Annotated in this window: 13 protein-coding genes; 2 read left to right on the forward strand and 11 right to left on the reverse strand. The window is 67.6% G+C overall.

The window, feature by feature from the left end:
* Together ACWD4A_RS29710 and ACWD4A_RS29715 are read left to right on the forward strand one after the other, a co-directional pair.
* Positions 1–549, forward strand: a 549-nt coding sequence (locus ACWD4A_RS29710; protein WP_451198652.1) for an AAA family ATPase, incomplete at its 5' end; no start/stop codon positions are given.
* 58 nt (positions 550–607) lie between these two features.
* The gene (locus tag ACWD4A_RS29715; RefSeq protein ID WP_451198653.1) at positions 608–2,653 is read left to right on the forward strand and encodes an ATP-binding protein; all 2,046 of its coding nucleotides are present in this window, start codon (positions 608–610) and stop codon (positions 2,651–2,653) included.
* A 321-nt stretch (positions 2,654–2,974) separates the two neighbouring features.
* Here the strand turns inward: ACWD4A_RS29715 and ACWD4A_RS29720 are convergent, their stop codons facing one another.
* The 11 genes from ACWD4A_RS29720 to ACWD4A_RS29770 form a co-directional block, all read right to left on the reverse strand.
* The gene (locus ACWD4A_RS29720; RefSeq protein ID WP_451198655.1) at positions 2,975–3,898 is read right to left on the reverse strand and encodes a C2 family cysteine protease; all 924 of its coding nucleotides are present in this window, start codon (positions 3,896–3,898) and stop codon (positions 2,975–2,977) included.
* Between the two features lie 69 nt (positions 3,899–3,967).
* Positions 3,968–4,624 (reverse strand): DUF4255 domain-containing protein, encoded by a 657-nt coding sequence (locus ACWD4A_RS29725; protein WP_451198656.1) that lies wholly within the window; start codon positions 4,622–4,624, stop codon positions 3,968–3,970.
* Between the two features lie 62 nt (positions 4,625–4,686).
* Positions 4,687–6,003: a COG1470 family protein gene (locus ACWD4A_RS29730; RefSeq protein WP_451198658.1), complete on the reverse strand. Its 1,317-nt coding sequence runs from the start codon at positions 6,001–6,003 to the stop codon at positions 4,687–4,689.
* Complete coding sequence (locus ACWD4A_RS29735; RefSeq protein WP_451198659.1) at positions 6,000–7,364, reverse strand: NADase-type glycan-binding domain-containing protein; 1,365 nt, start codon at positions 7,362–7,364, stop codon at positions 6,000–6,002. Before ACWD4A_RS29735 ends, ACWD4A_RS29730 begins: the two co-directional genes overlap by 4 nt.
* Positions 7,364–8,002 carry a hypothetical protein gene (locus ACWD4A_RS29740; protein WP_451198660.1) on the reverse strand — a complete coding sequence of 213 codons (639 nt, stop codon included), beginning with the start codon at positions 8,000–8,002 and terminating at the stop codon, positions 7,364–7,366. Before ACWD4A_RS29740 ends, ACWD4A_RS29735 begins: the two co-directional genes overlap by 1 nt.
* A gap of 41 nt (positions 8,003–8,043) precedes the next feature.
* Positions 8,044–9,999, reverse strand: a complete 1,956-nt coding sequence (locus ACWD4A_RS29745; protein ID WP_451198662.1) for a putative baseplate assembly protein — start codon at positions 9,997–9,999, stop codon at positions 8,044–8,046.
* The gene (locus ACWD4A_RS29750; RefSeq protein WP_451198663.1) at positions 9,986–10,459 is read right to left on the reverse strand and encodes a GPW/gp25 family protein; all 474 of its coding nucleotides are present in this window, start codon (positions 10,457–10,459) and stop codon (positions 9,986–9,988) included. The genes ACWD4A_RS29745 and ACWD4A_RS29750 overlap by 14 nt, the downstream gene beginning before the upstream one ends.
* Before the next feature lie 5 nt (positions 10,460–10,464).
* A complete protein-coding gene (locus ACWD4A_RS29755; RefSeq protein WP_451198665.1) occupies positions 10,465–10,755 on the reverse strand; it encodes a PAAR domain-containing protein in 291 nt (96 codons plus the stop codon).
* 46 nt (positions 10,756–10,801) lie between these two features.
* Positions 10,802–12,628 (reverse strand): VgrG-related protein, encoded by a 1,827-nt coding sequence (locus ACWD4A_RS29760; RefSeq protein WP_451198666.1) that lies wholly within the window; start codon positions 12,626–12,628, stop codon positions 10,802–10,804.
* Positions 12,629–12,675: 47 nt separating this feature from the next.
* The gene (locus ACWD4A_RS29765) at positions 12,676–13,380 is read right to left on the reverse strand and encodes a CIS tube protein (RefSeq protein ID WP_451198667.1); all 705 of its coding nucleotides are present in this window, start codon (positions 13,378–13,380) and stop codon (positions 12,676–12,678) included.
* 13 nt (positions 13,381–13,393) lie between these two features.
* Positions 13,394–13,843, reverse strand: a complete 450-nt coding sequence (locus ACWD4A_RS29770; RefSeq protein ID WP_451198669.1) for a phage tail protein — start codon at positions 13,841–13,843, stop codon at positions 13,394–13,396.
* Between the last annotated feature and the right edge of the window lie 225 nt (positions 13,844–14,068).

Raw genomic sequence — 14,068 nt, forward strand, 5'->3', positions numbered from 1 at the left:
GGACGCCTCACCGACGGCCAGGGCCGCACGGTCGACTTCCGCAACACCATCCTCATCCTCACCTCCAACCTCGGCTCCCCCTACCTGGTGGACCCGCTGCTGACCGAGGAGCAGAAGCGCGAAAAGGTCCTTCAGACCGTCCGCGCAGCCTTCCGGCCCGAATTCCTCAACCGCCTCGACGACCTCGTCGTCTTCCACGCCCTGGGCACCGGCCAGCTCGAACGCATCGCGCAGATCCAGATCGGCCACCTCGCCAAGCGCCTCGCCGACCGCCGCCTCACCCTCGACGTCACCGAACCCGCCCTCCACTGGCTCGCCACCCTCGGCCACAACCCCGACACCACCGACACCACCCCACCCGACCTCACCTACGGCGCCCGACCCCTGCGCCGCCTGGTCCAGACCGCCATCGGCGACCGCCTCGCACGCGCGATCCTCGCCGGAGACATCCGCGAAGGCGACACCGTGGACGTGGACATCACACCCGACCGCGACGGCCTGACCCTGGTGGCAGATGCTGCTCGGTCGAACGGAGGGCGAGCCCGTTGAACCCTGGGCAACGGACCGGTGAGTCCGATGGTCGGCACGTTGAGCTTGGAGCGGCTCGGTGAATCAGTACGGCAGCGAAAATGAGGGAGGTACGGCGTCGGCCGACGACACATGGCCTCGTGACGCCCGTTTCGTCGACGAACTGCAGAAGATCGAGTCCCGCATACACCGGCTGATGTCCGAGGAGCACGGATCCGCTCCCTTCGCGAACCGCTTCGCCGCCGAGCTCGATGACACCGAGGGAGTGGAACAGGGGGAAACGGCAGCCGCTGACCGTCGTGCCGACGAGCTCCGGGAAGGACGGGCTCTGACGGGGAGGATCGCCGGATCGCACTCGTCCGATTCCGGGACCGACCGCTTGGCTGTGCTGGCCGCGGAGTACGGCTTGTCGCGACTGGAGGCCGACATCCTCATCGCGGCCCTTCTACCGGACATAGACCCGATCTACTCGCCGGTCTTTCAGATGCTGGGCGGCACCAGCCCCGGCATGCGCCCGACGGTCGCGACTCTCCTGGCGGTCAATGAGGTCACCGTACTGCAGGCGGTTAGTTGCGGACTGCTGGCCCATGGATCGGCGCTCGTCGGGAAGAAGCTGCTCCACGTCGAGGACGGCAGGATTCCGTTCCCTCAGTGCCAGGTGCAGGTTGCTCCACGAGTCATCAGCTTCCTGGCGGGCGGGCAGGGCCCCCAGGACGTCAGCACCGGATGCCTCCAGCCTCTGCCGAGCCGACCGGGCGCACAGCGGGAGTCATCGCAGGAACTGGTGATCCAGGTGAGCGAGGCACTTCAGAACGGTGCCTCGGCGGGCGTCTACCTGCGTCAGGGAGCGGGCGGCGAGGCGCTGCCACTGGCTCGCGCCGCGTTCGAGGCGTCCGGACACTCCGTTGTCGCGCTGGACCTGGAAGCGCTGCTGGCGCAGGAATCACTTCACGAAGAGCTCCTCCAAGAGATCACCATGGAACTGCGCCTCTTCAGCGCAGGGCTGATGGTGAGCATCCCCGGAACGATCGATGATGCGGAACGGGCCAAACTCCAGCTCTTGGTCCGCCACTTCGCGCGGGAGCCGATCCCGGTCGTCTACTACGGCGTCGACAGCCGACCGCCTGCCACCGACGTGCCGATGGAGTTGTCGCTGGACGTACGGGGAGAGGTGTCCCGACGCGATCGCCTCTGCCCAGCCGCGGTCAGCAGCGTCGAGCGCGCCCGGCGGGATGCGGCGATCGAGGGACGAGAACTCGACCGTGCCGCCGTACGGGAGCTCGTGCACAGGAGTGCCGTCCGGGACCTGGAGGCCCTGTCCAGGCGGGTGACTCCGGCTGTGGCGCAACGAGATCTCAAGCTTCCCGAAGAGACACAGGAAAGGCTGCGCGTCCTCGTCTCTCGCGTCAGGCACCGGGAGATGGTGATGGGGGAGTGGCAGTTGCGCAAGGGAGGCGGCCGGGGCTGGGGCGTCACCGCGCTGTTCGCCGGCGACTCCGGAACGGGCAAGACGATGGCGGCGGAAGTCGTCGCCGCCGAACTCGGGGTCGACCTCTACATCATCAGCCTGTCGACCGTGGTGTCGAAGTACATCGGCGAGACGGAACGCAATCTGGAACGGATCTTCTCCGCAGCGGACTGCCTCGACGCGGCGGTCCTCTTCGACGAGGCGGACTCGCTCTTCGCCAAACGCGGCGAGGTCAAGGGAGCGAACGACCGCCACGCCAACATGCAGAGCGCTTACCTGCTGCAGCGCCTCGAGGAATTCGGCGGCCTCGCGATCCTGACCACGAACCTGCGGTTCAACATCGACACAGCGTTCACCCGGCGCTTCGACGAGGTGATCGACTTCCCGAAACCGGACACGGAGACTCGCCTGGAGCTGTGGAAGAGGTTCCTGTACGGCGAGGCCGTTCCTGTGGCCCAGGACCTCGACCTGGAACTCAACGACATAGCCGAGCGGTTCGACCTCGCCGGCGGCAGCATCCGCTCCAGCGTGGAAGCGGCGGCCTTTGTCGCGCTCAGGGAAGACCGCCCGATCGGGGGGGAACATCTCCTCGCGGGGATCAAACTCGAGTACGGCAAGCTGGGTCGGCTGCTGGACGAGACCCTTCGGTCTGTCTGACCCGACCCCCAGGTTTTGGCTTTGCTCTGATCACCTTGAGCGTCACCGCGACTCGGAGGCGGACGTTGGACTATCGTCCACTGATGGCGTTACGGACCGCAGCAGGGGAGTAGCGCCCATGGCAGTGCCTGCTGCGGGCGGCAACGCTAGTTCGAGCACTGCTGACGATCACATGGAGGTGACCTAGATAGCCTTGGCCCAGTTGCGATTGTTTGTGGTCGCGCGGGCGGCAGACGTTGATCCGATGCGCAGTCGGCGGCGGAGCGTGAACAAGCGAAACGGCCTGCTGGAAATCTGGCAGGCCGTCGCGAAAGAATGGCGCTAGGAATCTTGAGGGTGGCTCGCCCAATAGAGACACTCGAACGCTTTGAGTAATTCATCGAATCCGATTTCGAACACCCCATCCCCCTCGCCCTTTTTTGATTTCTTTCCGTATGGGTCCCGCAAATTCACCTTGTTCGATGCTTGATCACATGAAAGTACGCTGTATGCGTGGCCCGTTTCCAGGCCAATCTCTTCGATGACTTCGTCTTCCTTGGTCGTGGCGATGTGTACGGCTGGTTTGTTGAACTCTGCGACCAGCTCGTCGGAGCTTAGTCCATCAAGGAGTTTCGAATCTGCATCCTGAAACCCAAGCCATCGTAGCGCGCTTGCGGGATTCCCTCCGTCCATCAGAGCCCCGTAGCCGCCGCGACCTCCGGCAATCGCCTTTTCGATGACGGCGGGCCAAAGTGGCCCGTCGATATCTGCATACTCTGCACCCGCAGAGTCTTCCCTTGGGTCGCTGTTCACATAAAAGCTACGGCTGACCGTCACCCACCCTGATCCCCGTCTCAGGTTGCACAGCCGTACCATGAATTGTCCGTCAACCTCTTTGATTAGCCCTTTAATATGGTCTGGGTGGCGATTGGCAATGGCTGCCATTGAGGCCAAAAGGAAGCAGTCTCCCAGGTACCTCTGGTTCACGTCGGAGGCGACGGGGGATCCGCCCTTCCCGTATAGGGGCTTTCCGAGCGCCTTCCTCTTTTTCAGGGTTCCCCAAACTATGTTGCTGTAGTCGATAACCCCGACGTCTTCGCCGAATCGGCAGACTCGTTCGGTTTCTTCCAGCCTGTATTCCTCCCCTTCGCTCCAGAAGGTTCGATCAGGGAGGACCCAGCCAACCGCCTCTTCGCCGCTTTCCCCTCTGATATTCCGTTCCAAAGGTGCCCTTTTCGGTTTTTGTTTTCCAAATTCAAAGTTCATGCAAAATCTTCTCCGGATTATTTTTCTGCGATATTTGGTGATTCGAACGAGAGGACCGTGGAAGCGGTGTTAGCCGATTTCCTCGATATTGCGCCGCGGCCGGGTTGTGCCACGCGGGCGGATACGGCATTGAGAGCGGTCCTCCGGCGTCAAGGACTGGTCGATACGGGCCGCCCTGAGTTTCAGGCCGCGGATGGGTTCGGTCTCCACCGTCGTGCCGGGTTGGGTGACCGGGACCGTCACCTGAAGGTCGAGGACGGGGCGGGCCGGTGTGCCCAGGCCGGACCAGAGCTTCATGGCCGGGGACTCCACGCCCTCGGGGGTCTCACGTAGTTTCAGAGACAGAGTCTCTGCCACCGAGAGGCCTGGGCGGGGCGTCAATCGCTCGGTGGACACGCACCACTGCAACAAGGCGCCGAGCATGCTGTGTTCGTCGCGGGGACTCTGCCCCCATACCGTCATCGCGTAGCCGAGTCTGAAGTGGCGGCTGGGCTTGTTGTAGCCGATGACGACACCCTGTTCGTCGATGACGCTGGTGTCGCCGGACTGCCGCTGGGCCACCTCTTCCTCGACGCTGTGGAGGAAGAGGTTCACGCACAGCCCGGAGCGCCGGGCGGCCCATTCGGAGGTCGGTGTCTCGAAGACGACCTGCGCGTTCACGCCACGCAGGGGGCCTTGCCGCAGCTCCTTCTCAAGGACGTCGTCGATGTGCTGGACGATGCTCATGGGGCTGCTCCTGGGCCAGAGTTATGACGGGCAATGGGGGAGTGGGATCAGGGGACGCCCGGTCAGGATGTGACCTGGGATTTGTCAGGTTCGGCGTTGGGGCCCGTGAGCGGGATGAGTTCCCCTGTGACGACGGCGGTGGCCATGCTGTCGGACGGTGCCAGGGGGGCGCCGGATCCGGAGGGCGCGGGGGCGGAACCGCCATTGGCCTGTGGCGGCGCGCACACCAGCTTCAGGATGAGCTTCTCGCCCGCTTCCAGCGACAGGGTCGCTGCCGGTGTGAAGTCCTTGATGCCGGCTATGTTCTGGGTCGACAGGTCCTCGGTCCCAGTGCTGAGGATCACGCTTCCCGTCGCCGGTCCCGAGGCTGTGATCTGGACGGTCTTGACCACCAGCCGGTACCCCTTCTTGACCACGTACGTGTCCTTGAGCCTGCCGCTCTTGGAGTAGGTGGACAGGGACCTGCTGAACTCCTGCTTCTTCGGCGCACCCTCCTCCTCTTTCTCCTTCTTCGCCTTGTCTTTCTTCTCGTCGTCCTTCTTCTTCTCGTCAGCGGTCTGCTTCTCCTGCTGCTGCACCTGCTCCACCTGTGAGGGCCCTTTCGCGGACTCGGTCTGCGGCTTCGGCTTCTTGCCCCCGATCGGGGACATCCACAGGGCCGCGAACGCCACCAGACCGGCTACCGCCACCGTCAGCACCTTGAGCGCCGGCTTGGGTATCAGCGGGCGTTGCCGGTGGACGAACGAGACGGTGTGCTCCCCCTCGTGGTCCCAGTCGACGTGGACCCCGATCCGCCAGTCGGCGGCTTTGCCGGTGAACACGGGTTTCATCACCCGCACCATCAGGCTGACCCGTGCCTTTTCGCCGACTTTGAGGGTCAGTTTGGAGCGCCGCAGCTTGGCCCGTATAGGGGCCTCCTTGGCCTCCGGTGCCACCCGCAGCCGCACGTTCGCCGTGGCGTTGCCGGTGTTCTCCAGCACGATCAGGTTGCTGCTCCACAGCGCGCCGCCTGCCCGGGACCGGGAGAGCGTCGGCTCGACCTCGTGGAACTCGCCGACAGTGATGTCCGCTTCGGGCACGGCGACCGCGTCGGGGTCCTCCACCGAGGCGACCCGGACCGCGAAGGTGAGCTGACCCGGCTTCAGCTCACCGACGCGGGGCAGCGTCAGCGGGATGTTGATCTTCTCGTGGTTGCCCGGATAGATGGGCAGCTGGCCGAGGGCCTCATCGGTGTCGGGCCAGGCGGCCGGGGGGCCGAGCAGTCGCAGCTCGTAGGCGTCGACGATCCGGCTCTCGTTCCACACCCGAAGATGGGCCGTCAGCGAGTCACCAGGCGTGATCGTGTCTTCGGGAGCGGTCAGCTCGGCGCGTACGCTCATGACGCCTGCCGGCTGAAGAACTGGATCTCCGCCATGGCGACCGGCATGTTCGGCTTGAGCCCGGGGTGGACGGCGTCGATCGTCACCTGCACTGAGGTCACGCCGTCGATGCCCAGGTCGAATCGTTGCGGGCCGGGCTGGTCGCTGAGTGTGATGTCCTTCTTCACCTTGCCGTGACCGGTGGTGGTCGCCGTCACCGTGATCTTCGTCGGGCGGCCGGTCGCGAAGAACTCCTTGGGGGTCTTGGCCGCCCCGTTGATGATGGCGAGAGAGGTCAGCCGGAACGGGGTCTGGAACTGGGCGGTCCAGGATTCCCCGATGGCCTCCTTGTCGGTTTCCGCCGGTGCCCATGCCTTGTTGTCGAGGCCGTCGGTGGCGAGGTTCGCCTCGAAGCCTTTGGCGGAGCTGGAGGCGGACACGGAATCCGGCGCGACCGCCGACTGCGACATGAAATGGTCTTTGATCCGTGGCACGGCCTGGTCCGCGGAGGCCGTGGCGCCGCCCATGGACACCCCGGCCACCAGACACAGGGGCAGCGCGGCAAGCAGCACGCCCAGGCGGCGGTCCCAGTGCCAGATCTCGGGCCGCTCCACGTACTGCTGACGCAGCTTCTCCCAGCGGGTGAGAACGACGGGTTCGGGCTCGGGCTCCGGACGCAGCAGGGCGCCGCAGGGGTGGCAGTACGTGCGCGACTCGGCGTTCGGTTCCCGGCACTGGGGGCACAGCAGGAGGTGCGATGCCCCGTCCGCGGACGTCGGCTCCGTCTCCTGGGCGTGCGGGTGCCCCTCGGGCAGGCTCGTCCAGAGCACCACCTCGGCGTCGAGCACCTGGGTCTGTGCCTCCGCGGGCTCGGGTGCGAGGGAGGCCGTTTGGACGTACGCGGGGTAATCGGCGCCGGGAAGAGCCTCGTAGTGACCTCCGGGGCCGGTGGCGTACCCGGAGCCGGTCGTGGCGAAGAGATCGGCCTGAGCCGGAGCGACGAAGTCCGTTCGGCCGTGGGCGGGTTCGGGCCGGGCGGTCACGGGAGCGGGGGCGGTCGGTGGCTGTGTGAAGAGTGGGTCGTCGGTCCGTATCCTCCCCGAGGGGAAGACGTCCGTGTGCGCCTCGTCCGGCTGTGCGGGCTCGGGCCATGAGGGTTCCCGCTGTGCGGGATCCGGTCGGGTCGGCCCGGACCGCACAGGATCGGCGTGCGTCGGCTGTTTTGGCACTGCGGGGACGCTTTTGTCCGCGTCCCACGCCAAGTACGCGCCGCACGCGGTGCAGAACATCTCGCCGGGGTAGGCCACCACCCCGCAGCTGTGGCAGATGTCCTGCTCCTCGGGCACCTGCCAGCCCCGGCGGCCGGACGTGTCGGAGCCCATCAGTACGCCTCCCCGGCCGTACCTTGCGCGAGCAGTGGGTTCTCGTCGTCCTCGATCGTGACCCGGGCCGTGACATGCGCCGGGATCCACTCCCGTACGAGGTCCTCCAGGTCCTCCGCCACCCCGGGCCGTCCCGCCGCCGTGCCGTACGGCAGCAGCACCCGCACCTGCGCCCAACTCCCGCCGGGCACGGGCGTCGAGGGGTCGTAGGGCCAGGCCGCGCAGTGGGTGGTGCCCGACTCGGTGAGTTCCAGCCGCCCGCCCAGGACGTAGCGGACCAGCAGGTCCAGCCCAGTGGCGGTGCCGCGCAGCCCGTGCAGCCGGTGGCCGAGCAGCAGCGCGTTGCGCCGCCCGGCCGGGCCGACACAGGCGGGCAGCGCCGTGTTCGTCCAGCCGAGCATCCACGTGACGAAGTCGTCCGGGGCGGTGCGCGGGCTGAAGTACGCGTCCAGGCAGTCCAGCGCGGTGATGAGGGGGACGAGGGCATCGTCGAAACCGGCGATGAAGCGGTCGGCGAAGTCGCCCTGGCGGTAGCTCTCCGGGAGGATGGCGCGCAGCGACCGGCTCCCGGGCACCAGCGGTGGCACGGCGGGTACGGCTGCGGCCGGTGCGGGCGCTGGTGACGGCAGTCTCTCCATGTGACTCTTCTCGTCTCGTCCGTTCGTGGGACCGGACCGGGCTAGCGGGCGCTCTTCACGGCGACCTGGTGGCGGAAGGAGAGGAACAACGTCGCCGGGGCGATGTCGATGCGGTCGGTGGCGGGCTGCCGTTCACCGGTGCCGATGTCCGCTGGGTACATCTCCAGCTTCGTCACCGACTCCACGTCCTCGCAACGTGCGGCGACGGCGTACAAATCACTCAGCCGGAGCGCACGTCCCAGTGGCCAGCCGGACTGGTTGATGCCTTGCGACGACGGCAGCGGGCTCAGGCACTCGTAGAGGGCGCGCAGCACCCGCTCCTTGACCTCCTGACGGTCCGCGCCCTTGACCGCCTCGATCTCGGCGACGACCGTGACGCCCTGGTACGCCGGGCCGCTGACGGAGACCTGTACGCCGAGCGGGCGGGCCGCGTCCACGGCGCGGGCGGCGGTGGTCAGCATTGCCTCCGAGGGCACCAGTTCCTGCCAGCTGTCCTCCTCGCGGACGTCCCGTACACGGGGAATGATCAGGACGCGTACCAGGCCGGGCCGTTCGGAGTCGGCGGGTTCGGCGACACACTCGATCCGGCCCGCGTCACGGCAGGCCGCGCCCACGATCGACTCGTAGTCCCCGGCGGTCACCGCCCGGTCCTGGGTACGCAGCCAGTGCCCGGCCCGCTGGCGCACGCTGTCGACCGACTCGGCGTCCACGCCGCCGGTGGCGGGACCGCGGTTCTCCACCCGGGACACCAGCGCGAGCGGCGTGCGCAGCACGGTGAGCGTGGCAGCGGCCACATTGCCCCCGCGGCCACCGCCGCGCCGGTAGGCACCCGCGGTGATCCGGGCGCCGATCTCGGGGATGGCCCCGTACTGGCGTATCTCCCCGTCCGGCTGGCGCACGGCCGGCCCGAAACGGACGGTGCCGCTCACCTCGTCGACCATGACGTGCCGGTCGGCGGGGGCGGAGTCCGTGAACGACGGCACCGCCTTCCACACCTGCCGCCCCGCCTTGGTGTCCACCGCGACCGCGCGCAGCGATCCGCCCACGACAGGGGTGCGGTGGATGGTGAAGGACTGCCCGGAGGTGCCGTCGGAGACACCGAGTTCGTCGTGCGGGATGGTCTCGCCCTCCACCGCGGCCGTGGTCCCGCCGATCGTGTAGACCTCCAGCGCGCTGACCTTCGGGGAGGAGGAGTACTGCGGCTGCCCGGGCCCCGCCTCGGTGATCCGGCAGCGCAGCCAGCCCGCCCGTCGGCGCCCGATGAGGGAGGGGACGTGCCCGTCGGGCAGGTGGAGGACGATCTCGCCGGGTTTGTTGAGGCCACCGGTGGTGTCGCTCTCGATCTCGCAGGCCGTCCATCCCTCACCGCACCAGGCCTCCCAGACGCGCGGCGGGCGCCGGGGGTCCACGCCCACGCCGTCCATCGCGCAGTCCACGCGCAGTGTGACCGCGCAGCGGGGAGCGGCCTGGGACAGGCCGACCAGCAGGGCGTCACCGGGCGTCGGCGGCTGCGCGAAGCAGGTCGCCGCTTCCCCGGCCATGAAGCGCTCGGTGACCAGCTCGGGCGTCTGCCCGGCCGGCGCGGAGCCGATGTGGCTGAGCGCGGTCGGCACGATGGCCAGCTCCCGGCTGACGGTGAAGACGCGCGCGGGCGCGCTGCCCGTCCGGGGGGTGGCCACCTCGGCGCCGACCGCGACGGTGACGTCGGTGTCCTGAGGGGCGGAGAGTCGGAAGGTGAGCTCCGTACGCGCTGCCTGAGGGGCCGTCAGCTGTACCCCCAGCAGGTCCAGGAACTCCAGGTGGATCTTTTCGGGCACGCGGTTGAGCCGGTAGGAGAGTTGGTCGACCATCTGCGCGAACGCCTCGATGAGCGCGACGCCGGGATCGGAGACGTTGTGGTCGGTCCACTCCGGGCAGCGGCGCTGGATGAAGCGCTTGGCGTCGTCGACGAGATCCTGGAACCGCCGGTCGTCCAGGTTGGGGCTAGGCAGAGACATGTTTTCCCTCATCGGGTGACGCGACGGCGTCGCCGGTGCGCTGCTCGGGACGGGACTCCGCGCCCTCGTGGGCGGGAATCACATAGAACGGATGGACCAGATTGCGGCGGCTGTTGGTGTCGGCGAGGTGATAACCGACCTCGATGTCCAGCACCTCCTGGCGGCCGGGCGCCTGGACGACGTTGACGTCGTCCACGACGATCCGCGGCTCCCAGCGCTCCAGCGCCCGCCGAACCTCGTGGGCGATGGCGCCGCTGGTGGACGCGTCGAAGGACCCGAAGACGCGGTCGCGGATCGCGCAGCCGAACTCGGGACGCATGGGCCGCTCGCCGGGCTCGGTCCCCAGGATCAGCCGGATGGCCTGCTCGACCTCGGCGGAGCCCTCGGCCATGGCCACCCCGCCGGAGGGACTCACCCCGAGGGGGAAGGCCCAGCCGCGGCCGATGAAGAAGTCGGGCATGGGGCTCAGCCGCCGATCATGACGGTGGGGCAGCCCATGATGATGGTGCCGCCGCATCCGATCGCATCGCCCATGGCCGCGGCGGGCATGCCTTCGATGAGTACGCTGCGCACGGCGATGACCGGCGTCGGGGGGATGGGCGGGATGTGGACCGGGCCCATGCAGGTGGCCAGGGACCCGACCACGGCGGCCGGTTGTCCGCCGATCAGGACGGTGGGTGCGAGAGGAGGCCCCGTGACCACTCCGGCGGCGGCGCCGTGCGTGGTGGGGTCGCCGATGCGTGCGGCGGGGGGCATGGTCGTTCTCCTTCCGGAGGAGTGGGGTTCAGGGGCTCGGGGTGGATCAGTTGAGCTTGACGAGGGGGGCGGAGATCTCCGCCATGGCGTTGCCCGCCATCTTGAGGTCGGTGCCCGAGACCTTCATGACCGCGGTGGCGCTCATCTCGACCTCGGTGCCGGACATCTTGACCTCGGTTCCGGAGACCTTGATCTCGGTGCCCGAGAGCTCGACACCCTCCTGCGCGTTCACCGTGACCTTCTGGCCCTTCAGCTCCAGCGGAGCCTCTCCCGCGTCCACGGTGATGCCGCGCTTCGCGATGATCTCGACGGTGCCGTCGCTCTGGACGGAGATGAGGGTGTTGTGCTGGTCGAGCTGGAGCTGGAGCTTGCCGTCGCCGGTGATCAGCGTGGCGCCCATGCCGCGGCTGTCCGCGTCCAGCAGCTCCAGGCGGTGCCCCTTCTTGGAGGCGAATGACCGTCGGTTGGCGGTGCCCTTGCCGCCGTCGACGAGGCCGAGGCCGTGGTCCGCGAGCTTGTCGACGCCGTTGTACAGGCCGCCCAGCACGTACGGGCGGTCCAGACAGCCGTGCTCGAACCCGACGAGCACCTCGTCGCCCACCTCCGGTACGGCCACACCGTGGCCGCGGCTGCCGCCCTGCTGCAGGGTGCGGGCCCAGTTGCTCTCGTAGTCCGTTGACAGCCAGGGCAGTTGGACCTTCACCCGGCCCTGCTTCTGATCGTCCTTGATATTCGCGACGGTGCCGGGCATGAGGCCGAAGAAGCGACGCAGCCCCGCTTCGCCGTCCCCGGGCCGGCCCACGGCCGCCCGGTCGCTGCCTTCGTTCACGGTCAGCTCCGACAGGTAACCGGACTCGGGGTGGTACTCGTGCCGTACGGAGGTGACGGTGCAGCGGCCTTCGAACTGCTTGCCGAGACCAGTGATGGCCACCGCCGAGCGCAGCCGCAGCTGGGGCTCTCCGCGTACGACGGCCCGTAGCTGGATCAGTCCTGCGGTCACCTCCCTCGCCATGGCCTCGGCAAGGTGCTCGACCTCGTTCTGCGTGGCGTGGGGGAGACCGGCCAGCAGCAGCGGCTCGCCGCGCACCGTGCTGGACTCGGCCTTCCACGCCACGTCGTGGACCGTGGTCGTCCCGGGGGTCTTCTGCGCGGTGACGGGTTCTTTGCGCTGAGGGTCCCAGCCGCGCACCGCGATGCCGGTCACCTGGTCGTTCAAGGTCGCGGCGGAACTCACCTTCACCAGGTTTTCGCCGAACTCCAGAGCGAATGGACTTTGCTTGGCCGGCGAGCCCTTCTTAGGCGCGTCCGAGGCCTTGGCGGGATTCCGGAAGTGCAGAGCGCCGTCCCGGAAGAAGAGGTCGCAGCCGTTCTCCCGTGCGAGGTGGGCCAGGAAATCCCAGTCGGACATGGCCGGTTGGGTCAGGAACTCATACACCAAGGGGGTGTCGTCGATGGTCCCCGCGCGGACACCCGCGAGGTCCGCCACCTTTTGGGCGATCTGGGAAGCCGACATCTGGTGGTACGCGAGCGTCCGGGTACCACGTCGGAGGCGGTGCGAGTGGTCCTCGGCGCGGACCACTGTCAGCACGCCGCTGTCCGGCGTTGCCCGCGCTTCGCAGTCGGTGACCTCGCCTTCGAAGAGATCGTGGTGGCCGTCAGGGGTGAAGGATTTCAGCTCAATCGAACTGCCAAGGTCGATGCCGGTCTCGGCCAGCAGGGAAGCGTGTCGCGGATCCCGGAAGCCGACCTCCGCGACTGCCGAGGTGCGGCCGTTCTCCTCCACGGACGCCCAGGCCAGCGCGATGTCAAAAGCTGGTGTCAGCCGACGGCCGCCGACCCATATGCCCAGTCCGGCGGTGTGCCGCGCAGTCATGTGCGTGTCCTTGCTTGTCGAGCCGATGGAAGGGAAGGAGGGAGGGGTCAGAGATCGGCGGCACCAGGCAGCAGCAGAACCTGCCCGGGAACCACCTTCGACGGATCACCGATGCCGTTGAGTTCGGCGATCGGTCGCCAGTCCGCGGCTCGGCCGGTGCTGCGCATCGCGACGGACTGCAGGGAGTCACCTCGGACCAGCACACAGGACTGCCGGGAGGAAGGGGAACCGGAGGTCGGGTTCTGCCCTTTGACCGTCGTGCCGATCTCCTCCAGCGTGACCTCGCAGACAGCACGCAGGGGCTCGCCTCCCGTGGAGAAACGGGTGTACCGCGCCTTGACACTGCTGAGGAACGATACGAAGGACACCGACTCGAAGCTTCCCCAGCGGAATCTCACCCAGGGGGGTGAAGGCTGGTCATCCAGGCGACTGCTCTCGGTCGGGACACAGCACGACAGCAGTTTGGCCACCCTCGTGTCGACCGAAAGTCCCTGTGTGTCCTTCTCGTTAAGGACCACTGTCATGGCGAGCACGCGCGGTCGACTGCCGGTGAACTCCGGCACTGAGGTGGACGAAGCCGAACGCGCGCCGTGCTGCACCCAGGCCACCTCTTTCGTCAGGGCGAGCTCGGCCGGATTGAACTGCAGCTTGATCTCTTCCTGCAGCGCGCCAGGCCCGCCCTGGCTACCCGTCGGCGGCGCGTAGACCTCCAACGTGGCGTGGACCATTTTGTTTTCCGGATTCGCGGGCATGCCGTCCTGCCTCCTAGCTCTTGGCTGTATCGGACTGGGGGAGGAAACCGCGGTGGACGAACTCGATCTCCTCCATGGCCACGCCCCCGCCTGCGGCGTGCAGGCTCGGCCCACGCCAGGCCACCGGCGTCACGTTGAGCAGCTCCCACGTGGCCACCGGCTTGTTGTCCTCGCCAAGGCATGCGATGTGGCCGGTCAACGGCTTCGCCTGCTGCTGCACCGACTCCTGCACCCACTGGGACCAGCGAGGTGAGTCCTCGTTCACGGGGCGGGCCACGACCAGTGGCGAATACTTGATGCGGGTGGGGAGGTAGACGAGCGAATCATTGATGCCTCCGTCCACCACTTCGTCCACTTCCACCGCCAGGGCCAGTCCGGTGCACTCGGTGAAGAGACCGAGGTCCTTCCCGTCGATCGTGAGAGAGAACCGATGTACGGATATGGGCTCCAGAGCCTTGGCCATGACCTAACCCCTCGCTTCCTTGTGGAGGACTCCTGCTGGGATGCCCCAGGTCACTTCGGCGGTCCCGTCGGCTGACAGCTCGCTCCGGCCATCTGGCGGGGCGCTTGCGAGTCGACTGGGGCGGGTGGTGGGCGATTCCGTGCCGATCCGCCGGAACACCGGGTATCCGGACCCAAGCCCTTGGGCATTCCGTACCGCGGACGTGAAGCACGGTGACGCCAACGG

The sequence above is a fragment of the Streptomyces sp. NPDC002537 genome, assembly GCF_053594975.1.